The 18,662-nt window shown below is 75.5% G+C and carries 21 protein-coding genes and 2 tRNA genes; 12 read left to right on the forward strand and 11 right to left on the reverse strand.

The annotated features are described in order from the left end of the window. Nucleotides 1–186: 186 nt before the first annotated feature. The 5 genes from P9841_RS03735 to P9841_RS03755 all read right to left on the reverse strand — a co-directional run bounded on the left by P9841_RS03735 (nucleotide 187) and on the right by P9841_RS03755 (nucleotide 4,953). Entirely contained in the window at nucleotides 187–891 is a 705-nt protein-coding gene (locus P9841_RS03735) for an ATP-dependent Clp protease proteolytic subunit (RefSeq protein ID WP_283320761.1), read from the reverse strand. Nucleotides 892–931: 40 nt separating this feature from the next. After that, nucleotides 932–1,552: an ATP-dependent Clp protease proteolytic subunit gene (locus P9841_RS03740; protein WP_222171979.1), complete on the reverse strand. Its 621-nt coding sequence runs from the start codon at nucleotides 1,550–1,552 to the stop codon at nucleotides 932–934. Nucleotides 1,553–1,831: 279 nt separating this feature from the next. After that, the gene (gene tig / locus P9841_RS03745; RefSeq protein ID WP_283320762.1) at nucleotides 1,832–3,199 is read right to left on the reverse strand and encodes a trigger factor; all 1,368 of its coding nucleotides are present in this window, start codon (nucleotides 3,197–3,199) and stop codon (nucleotides 1,832–1,834) included. Between the two features lie 237 nt (nucleotides 3,200–3,436). Beyond that, nucleotides 3,437–3,898: a DoxX family protein gene (locus tag P9841_RS03750; RefSeq protein WP_283321846.1), complete on the reverse strand. Its 462-nt coding sequence runs from the start codon at nucleotides 3,896–3,898 to the stop codon at nucleotides 3,437–3,439. Nucleotides 3,899–4,023: 125 nt separating this feature from the next. Next, nucleotides 4,024–4,953, reverse strand: coding sequence for a phosphotransferase family protein (locus P9841_RS03755; RefSeq protein ID WP_283320763.1), 930 nt, complete (start codon nucleotides 4,951–4,953; stop codon nucleotides 4,024–4,026). A 101-nt stretch (nucleotides 4,954–5,054) separates the two neighbouring features. Between P9841_RS03755 and P9841_RS03760 the strand changes: the two genes are divergently transcribed. Next, nucleotides 5,055–6,473 carry an MFS transporter gene (locus P9841_RS03760; protein WP_283320764.1) on the forward strand — a complete coding sequence of 473 codons (1,419 nt, stop codon included), beginning with the start codon at nucleotides 5,055–5,057 and terminating at the stop codon, nucleotides 6,471–6,473. Between the two features lie 31 nt (nucleotides 6,474–6,504). Here P9841_RS03760 and P9841_RS03765 read toward each other — a convergent pair whose 3' ends face one another. Both P9841_RS03765 and P9841_RS03770 read right to left on the reverse strand, forming a co-directional pair. Then, nucleotides 6,505–7,080, reverse strand: coding sequence for a hypothetical protein (locus tag P9841_RS03765; RefSeq protein WP_283320765.1), 576 nt, complete (start codon nucleotides 7,078–7,080; stop codon nucleotides 6,505–6,507). 59 nt (nucleotides 7,081–7,139) lie between these two features. Next, nucleotides 7,140–7,213: transfer RNA gene (locus P9841_RS03770), tRNA-Pro, on the reverse strand. A 76-nt stretch (nucleotides 7,214–7,289) separates the two neighbouring features. On the opposite strand from P9841_RS03770, the gene P9841_RS03775 reads away from it, so the two are divergent. The 5 genes from P9841_RS03775 to P9841_RS03795 all read left to right on the forward strand — a co-directional run bounded on the left by P9841_RS03775 (nucleotide 7,290) and on the right by P9841_RS03795 (nucleotide 10,034). Continuing rightward, nucleotides 7,290–7,360, forward strand: a tRNA-Gly gene (locus P9841_RS03775). Nucleotides 7,361–7,410: 50 nt separating this feature from the next. After that, nucleotides 7,411–8,130 carry an MSMEG_4193 family putative phosphomutase gene (locus tag P9841_RS03780; protein WP_283320766.1) on the forward strand — a complete coding sequence of 240 codons (720 nt, stop codon included), beginning with the start codon at nucleotides 7,411–7,413 and terminating at the stop codon, nucleotides 8,128–8,130. Between the two features lie 9 nt (nucleotides 8,131–8,139). Beyond that, nucleotides 8,140–8,691 carry a DUF3090 domain-containing protein gene (locus P9841_RS03785; RefSeq protein WP_283320767.1) on the forward strand — a complete coding sequence of 184 codons (552 nt, stop codon included), beginning with the start codon at nucleotides 8,140–8,142 and terminating at the stop codon, nucleotides 8,689–8,691. Then, complete coding sequence (locus tag P9841_RS03790) at nucleotides 8,688–9,479, forward strand: SCO1664 family protein (RefSeq protein ID WP_283320768.1); 792 nt, start codon at nucleotides 8,688–8,690, stop codon at nucleotides 9,477–9,479. Before P9841_RS03785 ends, P9841_RS03790 begins: the two co-directional genes overlap by 4 nt. A gap of 108 nt (nucleotides 9,480–9,587) precedes the next feature. Beyond that, the gene (locus P9841_RS03795; RefSeq protein ID WP_283320769.1) at nucleotides 9,588–10,034 is read left to right on the forward strand and encodes a DUF488 domain-containing protein; all 447 of its coding nucleotides are present in this window, start codon (nucleotides 9,588–9,590) and stop codon (nucleotides 10,032–10,034) included. Here the strand turns inward: P9841_RS03795 and P9841_RS03800 are convergent. From P9841_RS03800 to P9841_RS03805, 3 genes are all read right to left on the reverse strand, one after another. Further along, entirely contained in the window at nucleotides 10,020–10,733 is a 714-nt protein-coding gene (locus P9841_RS03800) for a DUF8757 domain-containing protein (RefSeq protein WP_502848848.1), read from the reverse strand. The two genes, P9841_RS03795 and P9841_RS03800, sit on opposite strands and share 15 nt — an antisense overlap. After that, a complete protein-coding gene (locus P9841_RS19065) occupies nucleotides 10,649–10,873 on the reverse strand; it encodes a DUF8758 domain-containing protein (RefSeq protein ID WP_502848405.1) in 225 nt (74 codons plus the stop codon). Before P9841_RS19065 ends, P9841_RS03800 begins: the two co-directional genes overlap by 85 nt. 199 nt (nucleotides 10,874–11,072) lie before the next feature. Then, nucleotides 11,073–12,068, reverse strand: coding sequence for an alpha/beta hydrolase (locus tag P9841_RS03805; protein ID WP_283320771.1), 996 nt, complete (start codon nucleotides 12,066–12,068; stop codon nucleotides 11,073–11,075). Nucleotides 12,069–12,522: 454 nt separating this feature from the next. On the opposite strand from P9841_RS03805, the gene cysK reads away from it, so the two are divergent. Continuing rightward, nucleotides 12,523–13,458, forward strand: coding sequence for a cysteine synthase A (cysK, locus tag P9841_RS03810; protein ID WP_283320772.1), 936 nt, complete (start codon nucleotides 12,523–12,525; stop codon nucleotides 13,456–13,458). Between the two features lie 13 nt (nucleotides 13,459–13,471). Continuing rightward, nucleotides 13,472–14,194 (forward strand): serine O-acetyltransferase EpsC, encoded by a 723-nt coding sequence (epsC, locus tag P9841_RS03815; protein ID WP_283320773.1) that lies wholly within the window; start codon nucleotides 13,472–13,474, stop codon nucleotides 14,192–14,194. Between the two features lie 63 nt (nucleotides 14,195–14,257). Here the strand turns inward: epsC and P9841_RS03820 are convergent, their stop codons facing one another. After that, nucleotides 14,258–14,704 carry a methylglyoxal synthase gene (locus P9841_RS03820; protein WP_222171968.1) on the reverse strand — a complete coding sequence of 149 codons (447 nt, stop codon included), beginning with the start codon at nucleotides 14,702–14,704 and terminating at the stop codon, nucleotides 14,258–14,260. Between the two features lie 120 nt (nucleotides 14,705–14,824). On the opposite strand from P9841_RS03820, the gene P9841_RS03825 reads away from it, so the two are divergent. The 4 genes from P9841_RS03825 to P9841_RS03840 all read left to right on the forward strand — a co-directional run bounded on the left by P9841_RS03825 (nucleotide 14,825) and on the right by P9841_RS03840 (nucleotide 18,627). Continuing rightward, the gene (locus P9841_RS03825) at nucleotides 14,825–15,193 is read left to right on the forward strand and encodes a GntR family transcriptional regulator (RefSeq protein WP_283320774.1); all 369 of its coding nucleotides are present in this window, start codon (nucleotides 14,825–14,827) and stop codon (nucleotides 15,191–15,193) included. Then, nucleotides 15,190–16,212, forward strand: a complete 1,023-nt coding sequence (locus P9841_RS03830; RefSeq protein ID WP_283320775.1) for a DUF1648 domain-containing protein — start codon at nucleotides 15,190–15,192, stop codon at nucleotides 16,210–16,212. Before P9841_RS03825 ends, P9841_RS03830 begins: the two co-directional genes overlap by 4 nt. Nucleotides 16,213–16,308: 96 nt before the next feature. Further along, nucleotides 16,309–17,364 (forward strand): LLM class F420-dependent oxidoreductase, encoded by a 1,056-nt coding sequence (locus tag P9841_RS03835; protein WP_283320776.1) that lies wholly within the window; start codon nucleotides 16,309–16,311, stop codon nucleotides 17,362–17,364. A 54-nt stretch (nucleotides 17,365–17,418) separates the two neighbouring features. Beyond that, on the forward strand, nucleotides 17,419–18,627 hold the full coding sequence (locus tag P9841_RS03840) for a benzoate/H(+) symporter BenE family transporter (protein ID WP_283320777.1): 1,209 nt from the start codon (nucleotides 17,419–17,421) through the stop codon (nucleotides 18,625–18,627). Nucleotides 18,628–18,662 lie beyond the last annotated feature (35 nt).

Below are 18,662 nucleotides of genomic sequence, written 5' to 3' on the forward strand. Positions count from 1 at the left end.
GTGCGGCCCGCCGTCACGGCGCCGGCTGCGTCGCCGCCATCCGACCATTGCACACCACGGCGGGCGCGGTGTCTCCCCTGCGCGCATCCGGGTGTCGGGCGTGTCGCGCCGACGACCCCCGGGCGGGTGGCCCGCAGGCCCGCCCCGCCCCGGCTCAGCCGGGTGGGACGGGCCTGCGGGGACCGGTCACGGCTCGACGGTCGTGGCGGTGACGCCCTTGCGGCTGGCGAGCACCTGGTCGACGATCCCGTACTCGTGCGCCTGCGCGGCGGTGAGGATCTTGTCGCGCTCGATGTCCTGGCGGACCTTGTCCAGCGGCTGGCCGGTGTGGTGCGCGATGGTCTCCTCGAGCCACTCGCGCATCCGGATCAGCTCGTTCGCGTGGATCTCGATGTCGGACGCCTGGGCGTAGCCGCCGCCCTCCATCGCGGGCTGGTGGATCAGCACGCGGGCGTTCGGCAGCGCGAGCCGCTTGCCCGGCGTGCCGGCCGCCAGCAGCACGGCCGCCGCGGAGGCCGCCTGCCCGAGGCACACGGTCTGGATCTGCGGCTTGATGTACTGCATCGTGTCGTAGATCGCGGTCAGCGCGGTGAACGAGCCACCGGGCGAGTTGATGTACAGCGTGATGACGCCGTCCGGGTCCGTGGACTCCAGGACCAGGAGCTGGGCCATGATGTCGTCCGCGGAGGCGTCGTCCACCTGCACGCCGAGGAAGATGATGCGGTCCTCGAACAGCTTGGTGTACGGGTCCTGCCGCTTGAAGCCGTACGCGGTGCGCTCCTCGAACTGGGGCAGCACGTAGCGGGACGACGGCGCCAGGGCGGGCGCGGTGCCGCCCCAGCCGCCGGCGAGGCGCCCGGCGCGGGCGATGAATTGCGACTCGGTGCTCACGGGTTCTCCTTCTGCGGGGTCTGTCGGTCGGCGGGGCGCGTCAGGAGGCGGTGCCGCCGCCGCCGGTGACGGCGCCCGCGTGGGTCACGACCTTGTCGACGAACCCGTACTCGAGCGCCTCGGGGGCGGTGAACCAGCGGTCGCGGTCCGAGTCGGCGGTGATCTGCTCGACCGTCTTGCCGGTCTGCTCGGCGATCAGCTCGGCCAGCACGGTCTTCATGTGCAGGATGAGCTGGGCGTTGATGCGGACGTCCGTCGCGGTGCCCCCGATGCCGCCGGACGGCTGGTGCATCATCACGCGGGCGTGCGGGGTGGCGTAGCGCTTGCCCTTCGCGCCGGACGAGAGCAGGAACTGCCCCATCGACGCGGCCATGCCCATCGCGACCGTCGCCACGTCCGGCTGGATGTACTGCATGGTGTCGTAGATCGCCATGCCGGCCGTGATCGAGCCGCCGGGCGAGTTGATGTACAGGAAGATGTCCTTCTCGGGGTCCTCCGCCGCGAGCAGCATCATCTGCGCGCAGATGGCGTTCGCGTTCTCGTCGCGGACCTCCGAGCCGAGCCAGATGATCCGCTCCTTGAGGAGCCGGTTGTAGATGGAGTCGTTGAGGCCGAGTCCCCCGGACTCGGCCCGGGCGATCGCCGGCGTCTGGTCGTTCACGAAGGCTCCCTCGTCAGGCTTGGTGTGCTTGCGCCGACCCTAACGCCCGCCCAGGTGCCCGTTCGTCCCGCTGACGCCCCGTTTCGCTGTCGGCGCACCCGTCGGGCGGAGGGCGCGAGGTCGTCAGCTCGAGCCGAGGTCGTCAGGTCGGCGTGACGACCTCGGCCGGACGTGACGACCTCGGCGCGCGGGGACGCGGGGCGGGGCGGGAAGTGTGGGCGGGGATGCGCGAGGGGCCCCGCACCGGTGTGGTGCGGGGCCCCTCGGGGTCGTGCCGGGTCAGGCCTTGGCGTCGGCCTCGGCGGCCTCCGGCTCGGTGGCCTCGGCCTGGTCGGTCTCGGCGGCCTCCTGGGCGGCGTCGTCCTCGTCCGAGCCGATGTACTCGGACAGGTCGACCGCGGCACCGGAGCCGTCGACGACGGCCACGTGGCGCAGGGCGACGGCCAGCGCCTTGGAGCGCGCGACCTCGGCGACCATGGCCGGGATCTGGCCCTGCTGGTCGATGGTCTGGATGAACGTGTTCGGGTCCATGCCGTACTGGCGGGACGCGCTCACCAGGTAGTCGACGAGCTCGCCCTGGTTGACCTTGACCTCGAGCTTCTCGGCCAGGGTGTCCAGGAGGATCTGGTTGCGCAGCGCGGTCTGCGCCTGCTCGGTCACCTCGGCGCGGTGCGTGTCGTCCTCCAGGCGGCCCTCGGACTCGAGGTGGCGGTGCACCTCGGCCTCGACGGCGCCCTGCGGGACGGGGATCTCGATCTGCTCGAGCAGCTGCTCCAGCAGCAGGTCCCGCGCCTGGACGGCCTGGTTCTGGCCCTTGATGCGGCCGGCCTGCTCGCGGAGGTCCGCCAGGAGCTCGTCGATGGTGTCGAACTCGGACGCCATCTGCGCGAAGTCGTCGTCCGCCTCGGGCAGCTCGCGCTCCTTGACGGAGGTCGCGGTGACGGTGACCTCGGCCTGCTCGCCGGCGTGCTCGCCGCCGACCAGCGTGGTGGAGAACGTGGTGGTCTCGCCGGCCGACAGCCCGGTGAGCGCCTCGTCGAGGCCCTCGAGCATGTTGCCCGAGCCGATCTGGTAGGAGACGCCGGAGACCGTGTCGACCTCCTCGCCGTCGATCTTGGCGACCAGGTCGATGACCGCGAAGTCCTTCTCGGCGGCCGGGCGGTCGACGCCGACCAGCGAGCCGAAGCGCTCACGCAGCGCGTCCAGGCGGCCCTGCACGTCCTCGTCGGTGATCGCCGAGTCGTCGACCGTCACGGACAGGCCGTCGATCTCGGGGATCTCGATCTCGGGGCGGACCTCGACCTCGGCCGTGAAGACCAGGTCGCCGTCGGTGTCGCCGGCCACCAGGCCGGGGACCTTCGTGACGTCGACCTCGGGCTGGCCGAGCGGGCGCAGCTTGTTCTCGCGGACGGCCTCGGCGTAGAAGCCGGACAGGCCCTCGTTGACGGCGTGCTCCATGACCGCCGGGCGGCCGACGCGCTGGTCGATGATCCGCGGCGGGACCTTGCCCTTGCGGAAGCCGGGGATGGTCACCTGCTCCGCGATGTGCGCGTAGGCGTGATCGATGCTCGGCTTGAGCTCGTCGTACGGAACCTCGACGGTCAGCCTGACCTTGGTGGGCTCCAGGGTCTCGACGGCGCTCTTCACTTCAGTGGTCTCCAACTGCTCGGACGGTCGGTGCCGGGGGTCCGGCGTGGGGCGCTCGGGCGCACCGGCGAGGCGGATCCTCGCTCCCCCGTGGGCGGCACGCTGCGGCGCGTGCGGGCATGACTGATCGCTCGCACCGGCCCGACGATCCTACGCCACGGGCCGGGACCGCCGCCAAAGCGGGGGCGCGCGGACGGCAGGCGCTCCCGGGCCGGACGCCCTCGCGACGCCCGGGCCTCAGCGCGCGCGCCGGGCGTCCCGCCAGGCCCGCCACGCGCCCGTCGACCACAGCGCCCACGCCACCAGCCCCGCCTGGAACGGCAGCCGGGCCGCGCGCTTCGCGTCCGAGTCGAGACCGAACGCGTCGGTGCGCGTGAGGTACTGCGACACGTTGCCCGGGAACACCGCGACGAAGAACGCCGCCGCCACCCAGCCCCCGGCAGCCCGGTACCGCCGCGGCGCGAGGGCGAGCGCCGCCCCGAGCGCGATCTCGACGACGCCCGAGCCGAGCACCACCGCGTCGTCGTCCGCCGGCACCCAGCCCGGCACCTGCGCCTGGAACTCCTCGCGCGCGAACGTCAGGTGGCCCGTGCCCGCGAACGCCAGGGCCGCGCCGAGCGCGAGGCGCCCGGCCGTGCGGAGGCGACCGCCGGGCGGGTCGGCGAGCAGGCGGGCGGGCTCGGCCGGGGTGCGGGGCATCGGGACCTCCGAGGTGGGCGCGGGGTGTGCTCGCATCCCACCACGGTCCTGCGCCGGCCGCGCCCGGTCCGGCGCGTCGGGCGGGCAGCCGGGCGGGACGACCGGGCGGGACGTCGGGGCAGGGTTCAACGCAGCGCCGCGTCGAGCAGCCCGTCGAGCCGCGCCACGGACTCCCGCCACCCCGCAGGCCGGTCCCAGGCCACCCACGACCGCTCGGCCAGCAGGTGCAGCGCCTCGTGCACGGCGAGCCGCTCGTGCTCCGGCGCGGTCAGCCGGCCGTACCCGTCGACGAGCGCGGCGGCGTCGGCGGGCACGTGCTGCCGGACGTGCACCCGGGTCTGCGCCAGGTCCGTCATCGGGTCGTCCCAGGCGGCGCGCTCCAGGTCGACCACGCCGGACGGCCGGGCGGGGTCGTCGTCAGCGACGAGCAGGTTCGCGTCGACGAGGTCGCGGTGGCACAGCACGGCCCGGTCGCACGCGACGAACGCCGCGCGGTGGGCGTCCAGCAGCGCGCCGACCCGCGCCCGCACCTCCCCCGCGCCGCCGACCCGGTCGTGGTCCGCGAGCAGCTCCGCCGCCCGGTCCTGCACCCGGTCCCACGCGGTCGCCCGCAGCGGCGCCCCGGCACCGAGCGACCCGAAGCCCGGCCCGGCGACGTCGTGCAGCCGGCGCAGCACGCCACCGACCGCCGACGTCAGCGCGGTCTGCGTCGCCGCGTCCAGCGCGCTCCGGCGGTCCGCCCACCGCACCCCGGGCAGTCGCGTCATCAGCAGGAAGGCGTGGCCGTCGGGGGTGTACCCGAGCGCCAGCACCCGGGGCGCCGGCACTCCCGCGACGCCCGCGAGCAGCCCCAGCGCCACCGCCTCGACGCGCAGCCGCGGCGCGAGGCCGGGCGCCACCACCTTGAGGACGGCGGGCCCGTCCTCCCCCGTGACACCCACGACGTGCCCGACGGCGCCCTGCACCGACGGCGCCCACGCGTCGGGGACCACGACCCGGCCGTCCCCGGCGAGCTGGTCCAGGGCGGCACGCAGGACGGCGGGGGCGACGGGCACGTCCCCATCCTCGCGCGCCCGTGCCGTGCTCCGTAGGCTCGCTCGCGGCACCTCCGCGGTCACCGGGGTGCACGGGGGCCGTGGACCGGAGGGGGTGCTCGATGACGGCGGACGACCGGTCGGCCGCCGCCCCGCCCCGGAGCCGTTCCGTCGTCACCCTCGCGGTGTCCCTCGTGCTCGTCGAGCTCCTCGCGGGGATGCAGCGCTACCTGTCCCAGACCGTGCTGCCGCTGGTCGCCGCGGACCTCGACGGGGCGCACCTGTACGGGCCGCTGGACGCCGCCGCGCAGGCGCCGACGTTCCTCACGATGCCGCTCGGCGCGTGGCTGCTGTCGCGGTTCCGCGTCGGGCGGCTGCTGGTGGTGCTGACCCTCGTGACGGTCGCCGGGGCGATGCTGTGCGCGCTCGCGCCCTCCATGGTCGTGTTCATCGCCGGCACCGCCGTCCGCGCGGCGGCGGCGGGGGCGCTCGCGACCGTCGGCATGGGGGTCGTCGCCCGGGGTCTGCCGCCGCGGCACCGGCAGCTCGTGCTCGCCGCGATGTCGGGCGTGTGGCTCGTGTCGTCGGTGCTCGGCCCGGTCTACGCGGCCGGGGTCGCGACCACCCTGGGGTGGCGGTGGGCGATGGTGCTGTACCTGCCCGTGCTGCTCGTCGTGCGCCTCGTGGTCGCGCGGTCCGCGCCGGAGCGGCCGGAGTCCGTGCCGACCGAGCCCGCGCCGTGGGGGTGGGCGCTGGTGCTCGCCGCCGGGTCCGCCGTGCTCGCGCTGCCCGTCGGCGTCTGGTGGCCGCTCGTCCTGCCCGCCGGCGCCGCGCTCATGGTCGGCGCCGCGGCACGGATCCTGCCCGCGGGGACGCTCCGCGCGCGGTCCGGGCGCCGGGCGGGGCTGACCGCGCTGGGCGTGACGGCCGCCGTGTACTTCGGCGCGACGATGGTGCTGTCGGTGGTCGCGCACGACGCCCTGGGGCTCGGCACGCGCGACGTCGCCGTCGTGGTGGCCGCGCCGGGTCTGCTGTGGGCCGCCGTGGCGCTGTGGACCGGCTCGCACCCGGCGTCGACGGACGCGGCGTTCCGACGACGCGCGGCGCTCGCGTCCGGGAGCCTCGCCGCGGGCGTGCTCGTGCTGCTGCTGGCGGTGCTCGTGGCCGGCCCCGGCCGGGCGGGCGTCCTCGCGGCCCTCGTCGCCGGCGGCGGGCTGCTCGGAGCCGGCATGGGCACCGTCTACCCCGACCTGCTCGGGCGGTGCCTCACCCCGCCCGCCCGCGGCGACGGCATCTCCGAGGACCGCGTGGCCGCTGCGGTCGTCCTCGCGGAGTCCGTCGGCATGGCCCTGGCGACCACTGCCGCGTACGCGTGGCTCGGGGGCGGCTCGGCGCTGCTGGCCGAGCCCGTCGACCGCGCCCGGGTGCTGTACGCGGTGCTGCTGGGGGTCTCGGTGCTGGTCGTGCGGCGGCTGCTCGCGGCGGCACGGCCGGACGTCGCGGGCACGGCGGCGGACGGCGCGGGACGGCGAGCGGCCTGAGCCACCACCGCCGCGGGTGCGACCGCCCGCGTCAGGCCTGCGTCAGCAGCGGCAGCGTGCGGGCCCACAGCGCGGGCTCCGCGCCGTCCTCGGGGAACGGGTCCGGCCGCGGGGGCCGCGGCGAGGACGACGGGCCCGAGATCAGGTCCAGGTAGTCGGCGTCGTACTCCGGTGCGGGCTCCGCCCGGGGCACCCGCACCCGCGACGTGGCGGCGCGCCCCCGGACCCGCTCCAGCTCGCGACGTGTGTCGTCGCGCAGCCACGCCGGGCCGTCCGCGGCGAGCTCGAGGTCCGCCACAGCGCTCGCCGGGTCCCGGAGGTGGTCGGCGACCAGCAGGCCGCGCACGTGGTGCAGCACCGCCCGGTCCTGCGGGCGCTCCACCCACACGTGCAGCGCCATGTCGCAGCAGTGCACGGCCGTCTTCGGCTGCCGGTTCAGCAGCGCGGCGCTGACGTCCGCCAGCCACGCCTCCGGGGTGTACGCCCCGCCGTCCAGCCGCCAGGCCATCGCGGTCCGGGACAGCGGGTACCAGTCGCCGGCGGCGAGGAGCGTCAGGCACTCCTCGCGCCACGAGGAGGCGGGGCGGCGCGGGACGAGGTGGAGCATCGCGCCAGGTTACGGCGGCGGGCCGGGCGACCGGGAGGCGCGACACGTCGGCGGTTCGGTCGGGATGGACGGATTCGAACCGACGACCTTCCGCTCCCAAAGCGGACGCGCTACCAACCTGCGCCACATCCCGTCGCGGCGAGTCTAGTGGCGGGGACGATGCCGCCGGAGCGGGTACCCTTGTCCGGCAGCCCGCACGCCGGGCCTGCGCGGATGTAGCTCAATGGTAGAGCCCCAGTCTTCCAAACTGGCTACGCGGGTTCGATTCCCGTCATCCGCTCCGACTCCCCGAACCCGGCCTGGGGCGACCCCGCCGCCTAGGCTCGCGCCATGGCCACCGTCCTCCTCGTCCGCCACGGCCGCACCACCGCGAACGCCTCGGGGCTCCTCGCGGGCCGCACCGCCGGGGTGCGCCTCGACCGGGTGGGCCGGGGCCAGGCCGCCCGGACGGCGGAGCGGCTCGCCGCCGTCCCGCTGGTCGCGGTGGTGACCAGCCCCCTGGAGCGGTGCCGGCAGACGGCGCGCGCGGTCACGGACCGCCAGGCCGACGCCCCCACGACCCGGGTCGACGCCCGCCTGACGGAGTGCGACTACGGCTCCTGGCAGGGCCGGACGCTGAAGGACCTGGCCGCCGAGCCGCTGTGGGCGACGGTCCAGACGCAGCCGAGCGCCGCGACGTTCCCGGGCGGCGAGTCGCTGGCCGCGATGCAGGCGCGGGCGGTGGCTGCGGTGCGGGAGCAGGACGCCGCCGTCGAGGCGGAGCACGGACCCGGGGCGGTGTGGGCGGCGGTCACGCACGGCGACATCGTCAAGGCGGTGCTCGCGGACGCGCTCGGGATGCACCTGGACCTGTTCCAGCGGCTGGCGGCGGGGCCCGCGTCGGTGTCCGTGGTGCGGTACGGCCCGGCGCGGCCGGAGGTCGTCGCGGTGAACACCGACGCCGGCGACCTGTCGTGGCTGCGGGGCGCGGCGCCCGCCGGGGACGCGCCGGTCGGTGGCGGCGCCGGGCCCGCCAGCGCTCCCCGTGACGGTGTCGGACCGCGCTCCTAGCATGGGTGCATGCCGACCCTCGTCCACCTGCACGACTGGCCCGACCGCGCCGTGATCGGCACGGTCGGCCGTCCCGGTCAGCGCACGTTCTACCTGCAGGCCCGCACCGGGCGCCGCACCACGAGCGTCGCGATGGAGAAGGAGTGGGCCGCCGTCCTGGCGGACAAGATCGACCTCATCCTCGACGAGCTCATGACGGAGGACGGCAACCGCTACAGCGTCCCGGCGGAGGCCACGCCCGAGCTCGTCGACGAGGACCCGGTCGAGCAGCCCGTCGAGGAGGACTTCCGGCTCGGCTCGATGCGGCTGAGCTGGGACGCCGCGACCGGGCAGGTCGTCGTGGAGGCGTTCCCGCTGGTCGAGGTAGAGTCCGAGGAGGAGGCCGCCGCGCTCGAGGAGATCGAGCCGGAGGAGGCGATGATCCTGCGGATGCCGGTGGGCAGCGCCCGGGCGTTCGCCGAGCGGGCGCGCCGGGTCGTGCGGGCCGGCCGTCCGCTGTGCCCGCGGTGCGGCGAGCCGGTGGACCCCGACGGCCACGTGTGCGACCCCGGGGACGCGTGACCGCGCCCGACACCCGCGACGCGCCGCAGGAGGACCTGGAGCGCGGCGACCTCGAGGTGGTGGGCCGGATCACGACGGCCTCGAACGCGACGTTCCTGGCCCGGATCGGCGGGACGTCGGTGGTCTACAAGCCCGTCGCCGGCGAGAAGCCGCTGTGGGACTTCCCGGACGGCACGCTCGCCCGGCGCGAGGTCGCCGCGTACCTCGTCTCCGAGGCCACCGGCTGGGGCGTCGTGCCGCGCACGTGGCTGCGGGACGGCCCGCTCGGCGCCGGGATGGTGCAGCTCTGGCAGGAGCCCGACACGGCGCAGGACCCCGTCGACGTGCTGCCCGCCGCCCGCGTCCCCGCCACGGGCTGGCGCGCCGTCGTGGAGGGCGAGGACGAGGACGGCTCCCCCGTCGTGCTGGTCCACGAGGACTCCGCGGCGCTGCGGCGCATGGCGGTGCTGGACGTGCTGCTCAACAACGCCGACCGCAAGGGCGGGCACGTGCTGCCGGTACCGGGCGGCCACCGGTTCGGCGTCGACCACGGCGTGACGTTCCACGTCGAGCCGCGGCTGCGGACGGTGCTGTGGGGCTGGGTCGGCGCGCCGCTGGACGACGACGAGCGCGCGGGCGTCGGGCGGGTGCGCGACGGGCTGGCGGGCGACCTCGGTCCGGCGCTGGCGGACCTCCTCACCGAGGCGGAGGTCGCCGCGCTGGCGGCCCGGTGCGCGCGGCTGCTGCGCGAGGGCCGGTTCCCGGGGCCGGAGGGGGACATGCCCGCGGTGCCGTGGCCGCTGTTCTAGGTCCGAGCACCTCGCCAACCGAAGGGCCCCTCGACATGCGTCTGCGGTGGTGAAGCACAAGCCCAGCGCGCGGCCAGAGCGTCAGCATGGTGGTGAGAGGATGGCCCGATGCGCGCTGTGGGGAACGTGATGGGTATCGGCTACGAGGGCCGGAGCCTCGACGAGGTGATGTCGACCCTGCGCATCTGGGAGTGCAGCACCGTCGTCGATGTGCGCCTCAACCCCGTGTCCCGGAAGCGCGGCTTCTCGCGGAAGTCCCTTGCTGCGGCCCTCGGCGAGCAGGGCATCGGCTACGTCCACCTGCGAGCACTGGGCAACCCCGTCGACAACCGCTCAGGCTTCGCCCACCCGGGAAGTGCGCAGGCGTCCGCAGCGCACAGCCGGTTCGTCGACGAGGTCCTGCGCGGCGCAGACGCGCAGACGGCGCTCGCCGAGATCGAGCGACTCGCGGCACAGGGAGTGGTCGCCCTGCTGTGCTTCGAGGCCGCGGCCTCCTGCTGCCACAGGTCTCTCGTGATGGACGCGCTGCAGTCCCGTGCCCTACAGACCGTCTAGGAAGAGCGGACTGCGTGCGAGGCCGGCGGGCGGGTAGTACGTCCCCAGGACCATGAACTGTCGACGCCGGACGATGTTCTCCTGGTTCCCCAGATACAGCGCGGGGGCTCGACCCGGTGCGAACATCTGCGTCCCGAACTTGTTCCGGATGGCGTGAACCACCTCCGAATCGGGTCTGTCGTGGAGACGCCCCTGCAATGCAGTGAGCTCCCAGTCGAGGATCCCGGCACGGTGAGGACGGACGCACGCAGCCTCCGGACACGTGAACCGCAGCCACGCCTTGAACCGGGGTGCCTGACGCATCCGAGGTACGTCAGCACGGAACAAGTCGCCCTGCTCGGCGAACCGGCTGAACCGCTCGAGCTCCGCCGGAGACCAGCCTGGGTGCGGTGCGACGTCGACGCCCAGGAAGCTGCCGACGGCGACGAGCCCGAGGGAGGCCGCGTTGGGATCGGCGCCAGCGCCCGCCGCGAGCGAGCACATGCTGCCGCCGATCACGGGCTCGATGTACGGAGCCCGGGCCGGCCACCCGTCAACCGAACGGAGGATCGTCACGCTCGTCGCGTCGATCTTCAGGCTCTCGGGGCGCGCGTCTGTCCCCGCGTCACGCACCCTCACACGGACGATTGAGTACTTGGGAAATCGCTGCGCCTCGGTGAGGAATCGGAAAGGGACGGGATACAGGCGGACGAGTCGCAGGGGTCGAGAGCCACGCCCGCGACGCAGACGGTCTCACCGTACGACGTGGACGGTTGAGGCGTCGCCTTGACCGTGACGAGGACGTCAATCGCTCGGCCATGACGATCGGCACTCCTGGCCGCACGCACGTCCTCGTCCACAAGCCCTCCCGACCTCGAGATCGCTCACGCGACTCCCTCGGGCAGATGCCTATCGCGAAAATGGCTGGCCGCGACATCGACACACGGTGCGGACACTTTTATCCCGAATTGTGCTGTTGGTCGTCTGGGCGACGCGACAATCACCAAGAAAGGTCGCGTGGGGCACCTCGTCGGTAGCTGTCGAACGGCGAAGCCGCGGTCAGAGGCGGCGCCGACTCTCAGCGGGAGATGGGAGCCGCGCGAGCGTCACGTCCAGCCACCCGAGGACCTCGTCCAGGTACCGGGTGCGGGCGGGCAGGGGCGACAGCGCCAGGTCGTGCGCCCCGCCCGGGACCTCGACGCTCGTGACGTCCTCGCCGAGGCGGGGGGCGAGCCGCCGCATGTCGGCGACGTCCAGCACCGAGTCGGTGGTGAGCAGCGCGTCGTGCCAGCGGTCGTCCGGGCCGGTGGCGTCGGAGGACAGGACCAGCACGGGCACGTCGATGGCGAGCCCCGCCGCGACGGCCGCGTGGCCCCGGCGCACGGCGCGGACGAACCCCGCCCGCACCGGGAACCCCTCGTGCGGCTTCCAGGCCAGGTCGTAGTCCCACTCGCCTCCGGACGCGCGGTGCAGGGCGCGGCCGTAGTGCTCGTCGAGGTGCGAGACGACCACCCGCGGCGCGACGCGTCCCAGCACGTGCACGATCCCCCAGGTCGCGACGGTGCGCTCCAGCAGGGTGCCCCGCAGGTCCAGCCACGGGCTGTTGAGCACCACCGCGTCGACCCGCCCGAGGCCGCGCCGGTGGTGCGCCCACAGCGCGGCGACGAGTCCGCCGGTGGAGTGGCCGAGCAGCACCACGCGGTCGTGCCCGGCGCGCAGCACCCGCACGGCGGCGTCGATCTCCTCGGCGTGGACGGCGAGGTCGTGGGTGTCGTTCGGCACGCGTCCCGGGCGGATGGAGCGGCCGTAGTCGCGCAGGTCGAGCGCGTACAGGTCGTAGCCGCGGTCCGCGAGCGCGTCCGCCACGTGCGTCTGGAAGAAGTAGTCGACGAACCCGTGCACGTACAGCACGGCCGGGCGGCTGCGGTCGGCCCCGGCGTCGCGGCGGTGCACCAGGGTCGCGACGGGGTCGCCCTGCGCGTCGGGTCGCAGGTGCATCGTGCGCCGCACCCAGTCGCCGCCGAGCACGTCCGGGACCGCGTCGTCCAGCCTCATGCCGCGCATCGTGCCACGGCGGCGCACCACCCGGTGGCGGGGACGCGGGGCGTGGCTCACCGTGGACGGGTGACGACGGCGCGGAGGAACCCCTGGTGACGGCACCCGGCGGACGACGCGGGCATCTTTGTCGTGGTCCCCGCGTTACGGCTACTGTCGGGCCTGTCGGCCGCGACGCCGACCTCACGGGAGAAGGAGCCGGGCATGCGCGTCACCGCGTTCAGCACCGTGCGCTCCCTGTCGCGCCCCGCGACGTCCCGTGCCCCGCGGCGCACCTGTCGCTGTCGGTAGAGCGCTGGCCCGAAGCCGTCCGCGTCGCGCCCCTGACGGGTCCGCCACGCCCCGGCCAGCGCTCGCCTCGGACCCCACGGCAGGGCGTCCGCCCGTGCCGTGCGCTGCAGGACCCGTCATCCCCGGTACTCCCACCACCTGACGAGAGAAGGACGGACGCGACATGGCACGCATCTACGACGACGCGACGAAGCTCATCGGCAACACCCCCCTGGTCCGCATCAACAAGCTGACCGAGGGTGTCGGGGCGACGGTCGTCGGCAAGCTCGAGTTCTACAACCCGGCGAGCTCGGTGAAGGACCGCATCGGCGTGGCGATCGTCGACGCCGCCGAGGCGTCCGGCGAGCTGAAGCCGGGCGGGACCATCGTCGAGGCGACCAGCGGCAACACCGGCATCGCGCTCGCGTTCGTCGGCGCCGCGCGCGGGTACGACGTCGTGCTGACCATGCCGGAGTCCATGTCGAAGGAGCGGCGCGCCCTGCTGCGGGCGTACGGCGCGGAGCTGATCCTCACGCCGGCCGCCGAGGGCATGAAGGGCGCGGTGAACCGGGCGAACGAGATCGTCCAGGAGCGGCCGGGCGCCATCCTCGCCCGCCAGTTCGCGAACGAGGCGAACCCGGCGATCCACCGCCGCACGACCGCCGAGGAGATCTGGGCGGACACGGACGGCGAGGTCGACATCCTCGTCGCCGGCATCGGCACGGGCGGCACGATCACCGGCGTCGGGCAGGTGCTCAAGGAGCGCAAGCCGGGCGTGCAGATCGTGGGCGTCGAGCCCGCCGAGTCGCCGATCCTCAACGGCGGCCAGCCCGGCCCGCACAAGATCCAGGGCATCGGCGCCAACTTCGTGCCCGAGATCCTCGACACGGGCGTCTACGACGAGATCATCGACGTGGACGCCGAGACCGCGGTCGCCGTGGCCCGCCGGGCCGCGAAGGAGGAGGGCCTGCTCGTCGGCATCTCGTCCGGCGCGGCGCTGCACGCGGCCATCGAGCTGGGCAAGCGCCCCGAGAACGCGGGGAAGCTGATCGTCGTGATCATCCCGTCGTTCGGCGAGCGCTACCTGTCCTCCATCCTGTACGCCGACCTCCTGGACTGATCGGACGATCGCGATGACCTCCACCACCCGGCTGCCGCGCCCGGACGGCGCCTCCCGCCCCGAGGGGGCGCGCGGGGTGCCGTCCCCCGTGCGCCCGGCGCCCGCGGCCGGGCGGCCCGTCGCCGGCGGCCCCCGCGGCGCGTCGGACCACTGGCGCCGCCTGCGGGCGTTCGCCCGGACGCTGCGCGAGGACCTGGACGCGGCCCAGCGCCGCGACCCGGCCGCGCGGTCGGGGCTGGAGGTCGCGCTCGCCTACCCGGGCCTGCACGCGGTGTGGGTGCACCGGGTGGCCCACCGGCTGTGGCAGCGGCCGGGCCTGCGCCTGCCGGCCCGGCTGCTGTCCCAGGCGTCCCGCGCCGTGACCGGGGTGGAGATCCACCCGGGCGCGACCATCGGGCGGCGGCTGTTCATCGACCACGGCATGGGCGTGGTGGTCGGCGAGACGGCGGTGATCGGCGACGACGTCGTGCTGTTCCACGGGGCGACGCTCGGCGGCAAGACGATGCGCCGGGGCAAGCGGCACCCCACGGTCGGCGACCGCGTGGTCGTCGGCGCCGGGGCGAAGGTGCTGGGGCCGGTGTGGATCGGCGACGACGCGCAGGTCGGGGCGAACGCGGTGGTGCTCAAGGACGTGCCGCCGGGGGCCGTCGCCGTGGGGGTGCCGGCGAGGATCCGCCAGCGCCCGGCGTCCGCTCCCCCGGAGCCCGAGGTCGACGACCCGGCGATCTACATCTGACGCACCGCGCGACCTGACGCACCGCGAGCCGACCCCCGGACGGGGCCGGCTCGCGGTGTCGCGTCACTCCGTCGGAGCGCTGCCGTCCCAGCCGCGGGGGGTGAGCTCGGGCCGGTGCGTCCACCGCTCCGCGAGCATCGGGCTCGAGATCAGCATGTCCGCGGTGGCGCGGTTGCTCGCCATGGGGACGTTCCACACCGCGCCGATGCGCAGCAGCGCCTTGACGTCCGGGTCGTGCGGCTGCGGCTCCAGCGGGTCCCAGAAGAAGATCAGCATGTCGATGAGGCCCTCGGCGATCTTGGCGCCGATCTGCTGGTCGCCGCCGACCGGGCCGGACAGCAGCCGCGTCACGGGCAGGCCGAGCTCGTACTCGATCATGGTGCCGGTGGTGCCGGTGGCGTAGAGGTGGTGCCGCGAGAGCGTGCCGCGGTTGAACTCCGCCCACCGCAGCAGCTCGACCTTCTTGTTGTCGTGCGCCACGAGGGCGATGTGGTGGGCTGCACCGGGCATGGTGGGCGTCCTTCCGTGCGGCTGGCGGGACGTGCGGCACGCCCCGGGGCACACCCTAGGGCTCACGGCCGTGCGGCCGCTCACTTGTTCTAGTTGTCATCGAACAACTAGGGTGGCCTCGTGCTGTTCCGCATCGACCCCACCTCCGCCGAGCCGCTGTTCGCGCAGCTCGCCGCCCAGGTGCGTGCGGGCGTGCTGCACGGCGAGCTGCGCCCGGGGACCCGCCTGCCGTCGGCGCGGGACCTCGCCGCCTCCCTCGACGTCAACCTCCACACGGTCCTGCGGGCCTACCAGGACCTGCGCGACGAGGGGCTGCTCGACCTCCGGCGCGGACGCGGGGCTGTCGTCTCCCACCGGCCGCCGGCCGACCTCGCGCCCGTGCACGACGCGGTCGCGGCGCTCGTCGCCGCCGCCGGCTCGGCCGGCCTCGCCCCCAGCACCACCCTCAGCCTCGTCAAGGACGCCCTCGCCCCGCAGGAGACCCGATGACCGCCACCGACCCGCGCGCCACCGCCGCCCGGACGCCCGCACGGCCGCCGGTGCCGCACCGGCTGTCCACCACGCTGCTCGGGCTGGTGCCGGGGCTGACGGTGCTGGTGGCGACGGCGCTGGTCGTCACCTCGTGGCGCGACGACCTGCCCGACCCGGTCGCGGTCCACTTCGGCCAGGACCGCCCCGACGGGTACGGGTCGGTCGGCGGGACGCTCGCGCTCATGCTCGGGGTGTTCGGCACCCTCACCGTGGCGATGTGGCTGCTCGCGGTGCTGCGGGGCCGGGACTCGATGACGCGCCGGATCGCCGTCGGCACGGCGACCGGCCTGGCCGTGTTCGGCTCGCTCGTCCTGGGCGGGACGCTGTGGCTGCAGCGCGGCCTGACCGACGCGGCCGACACCCCCGACGTCGACCCCGTGATCGGCCTCGCGCTCGCCGCCGGGCTGGTCGCCGGCGGCCTGTGCGCCTGGGCCGCCCCCGGGGACGCCCCCGTACCCGCGTCCGCCGGGCACGTGCCGCTGGCCGGCGCGCGCCTGCCGCTGGGCGCCCAGGAGCGCGCGGCCTGGACCGGCCGCGTCGTCAGCCGCGTCGCGCTCGGCGTCGGAGGCGGCGCGACGCTCGCCGTCGCCGTCCTGGTCGCCGTGCTCGACATGCCCGCGCTGATCCTGCTGGTCCTCGCGCTGCTCCTGCTCGTGCTGACGAGCACCGTCATCGTCGTCACCGTGGACGCCCGCGGGCTCAGCGCACGGTCCGCCCTGGGCTGGCCCCGCTTCCACGTGCCGCTCGACGAGGTGGAGTCCGTGACCGTCCGGCAGGTCCGCCCGCTGCGGGAGTTCGGCGGCTGGGGGTTCCGCGTCGGCCTGGACGGGCAGGTGGGCTACGTGGTCCGCACCGGCGAGGCCATCGAGGTGGGCCGCACCCGCGGGCGGTCGTTCGTCGTGACGGTGGACGACGCCGCCACGGGCGCGGCGCTGCTCACGACGCTCGCGGACCGGAAGCGCACCGAGACCGCCTGAAGGCCCCGTCCGGCCCCGTCCGGCCCCGCCCGGCGGCATGGGGCAGCATGGGCCCGACGCGCGCTCAGCGGCGAGCGCGCCGACGAGGAGGCACGCATGCGGCTCGGCTACCACACCGGCTACTGGTCCGCCGGCCCGCCCCCGGGCGCCGCCGAGGCGGTGCGCGACGCGGACCGGCTGGGCCTGGACTCCGTCTGGACCGCCGAGGCATACGGGTCCGACGCGTTCACCCCGCTCGCCTGGTGGGGGTCCGCGACGTCGCGCGTCCGGCTCGGCACCGCCGTCGCGCAGATCGCGGCCCGCACCCCGACGGCCACCGCGATGGCGGCCCTCACGCTCGACCACCTGTCCGGCGGGCGGTTCACGCTCGGGCTCGGGGTGTCCGGCCCGCAGGTGGTCGAGGGCTGGTACGGGCTGCCCTACCCCCGACCGCTGGCGCGCACCCGGGAGTTCGTCGCGATCGTGCGGGACGTGCTGCGCCGCGAGGCGCCGGTGCGGGCGGACGGGGAGTTCTACCGGCTGCCGCTCCCCGAGGGCGAGGGCAGCGGGCTCGGCAAGGCGCTGCGGTCCACCGTGCACCCGCTGCGCGCCGACCTGCCGATCCACCTCGCCGCCGAGGGGCCGCGCAACGTCGCCCTGGCCGCGGAGATCGCCGACGGCTGGCTGCCGCTGTTCTGCACCCCGCGGCTCGACGGGGAGATGCGGGAGCTGCTCGCGGAGGGCTTCGCCCGGCGGGCGGCGGGGACCCGGCCCGTCGAGGAGTTCGAGGTCACGGCCACGGTGCCGGTGGTGCTCGCGCCGGACGTCGAGACCGCCGCCGACGCGGTGCGCCCGTTCGTCGCGCTGTACGCCGGGGGCATGGGCGCCCGGGGCGCCAACTTCCACGCGAACGCCCTGGAGCGCCTGGGCTACGGGGAGGCGTGCGCGGAGATCCAGGCGCACTACCGGGCCGGCGACCGCGCGCGGGCGGCCGCCGCGGTCCCGACGGAGCTCGTGCAGGACATCGCGCTGGTCGGGCCGCCCGACGCGGTGCGGGCGCAGGCCCGCGCGTGGGAGAGCACGGTCGTCACGACCCTGCTGGTGCAGGCGAGCCCGGAGCAGCTGCCGGACATCGCCGCCCTGCTGGGGCCGGGGGCACCGACGGACGGCTGACCGCCCGGGGCGCCCGCAACGTCGCCGACACACGGCTCGGCTACGGTCCGCCGCGTGAGCACCCCGCCACCCCTGGAGACGGTCGCGCCGGAGGGGCGCGCCGCGCCGCGCGACACCGCCACGGCCGTGTCGGCCGGCGTCGTCACGGCGCTCGTCGGCTTCACCAGCGCGTTCGCGGTCGTGCTGGGCGGGCTCCGGGCGGTCGGGGCGAGCCCCGCGCAGGCGGCGTCCGGGCTGCTGGCGGTCACGGTCGCGATGGGCGCCGCGACGCTGCTGCTGGCGTGGCGGACCCGGCTGCCGATCACGGTGGCCTGGTCGACGCCCGGCGCCGCCCTGCTGGCGGGGACCGGTGCCGCCGCCGGGAGCTGGCCGGAGGCGGTCGCGGGCTTCGTCCTGTGCGGCGCCCTGCTCGCCGCCGTGGGGCTGTGGCGGCGGCTCGAGCGCTGGGTGCGGCTGATCCCCGTGCCGCTGGCGAACGCGATGCTCGCGGGTGTCCTGGTGGACCTGTGCCTGGAGCCGGTGCGCGCGGTCGCTGACCGCCCGCTGCTCGTCGGGCCCGTCGTGCTGGTGTGGCTCGTGCTGCTGCGCCTGGCGCCGCGCTGGGCGACCCCAGCGGCGATGGGCCTCGCCGTGTGCCTGGCCGTGGCGTCGCCGGCGGTGCGCCACCTGGACCCCGCGAGCCTGCTCCCGACCCTCGCCTGGACGACGCCGCAGCCGTCCTGGGCCGCGGTCGTGTCGGTCGCCGTGCCGCTGTTCGTCGTGACGATGGCGTCGCAGAACATCCCGGGCGTCGCGGTGCTCGCAGGCTTCGGGTACACCGCCCCGCTGCGCCCGGTGATGCTCGTGACCGGTCTCGGCACGGCGCTCGCCGCGCCGTTCGGCGGCCACGCGATCAACCTGGCGGCGATCAGCGCCGCGCTCGCGGCGGGCCCGGCAGCCGGGCCCGACCCCCGCCGGCGCTGGCGGGCCGCCGTGGTGGCGGGTGCCGGCTACGTCGTGCTGGGCGCCGGGGCGTCGGCCGTGGCCGCGGTCGCGCTCGCCGCGCCGGGAGGACTGATCGCCGCCGCGGCGGGTCTGGCGCTGGTCGGCACGCTCGCCGCGTCGCTGGGCGGCGCGTTCGGGACGGCCGGGCACCGGGAGGCCGCTGCCGTCACCTTCCTCGTCACCGTGTCCGGGGTGACCGTCGCGGGCATCTCGGCGGCGTTCTGGGGCCTGCTCGCCGGGCTCGCGTGCCACGTCGTGCTCGGTGCCGCGCGCCGCTGAGCCCCGCTCCGCACCGCTCGCCGCAGCAGGTTCCC

This window comes from Cellulomonas sp. ES6 (genome assembly GCF_030053835.1).
Classification (GTDB): Bacteria; Actinomycetota; Actinomycetes; order Actinomycetales; family Cellulomonadaceae; genus Cellulomonas.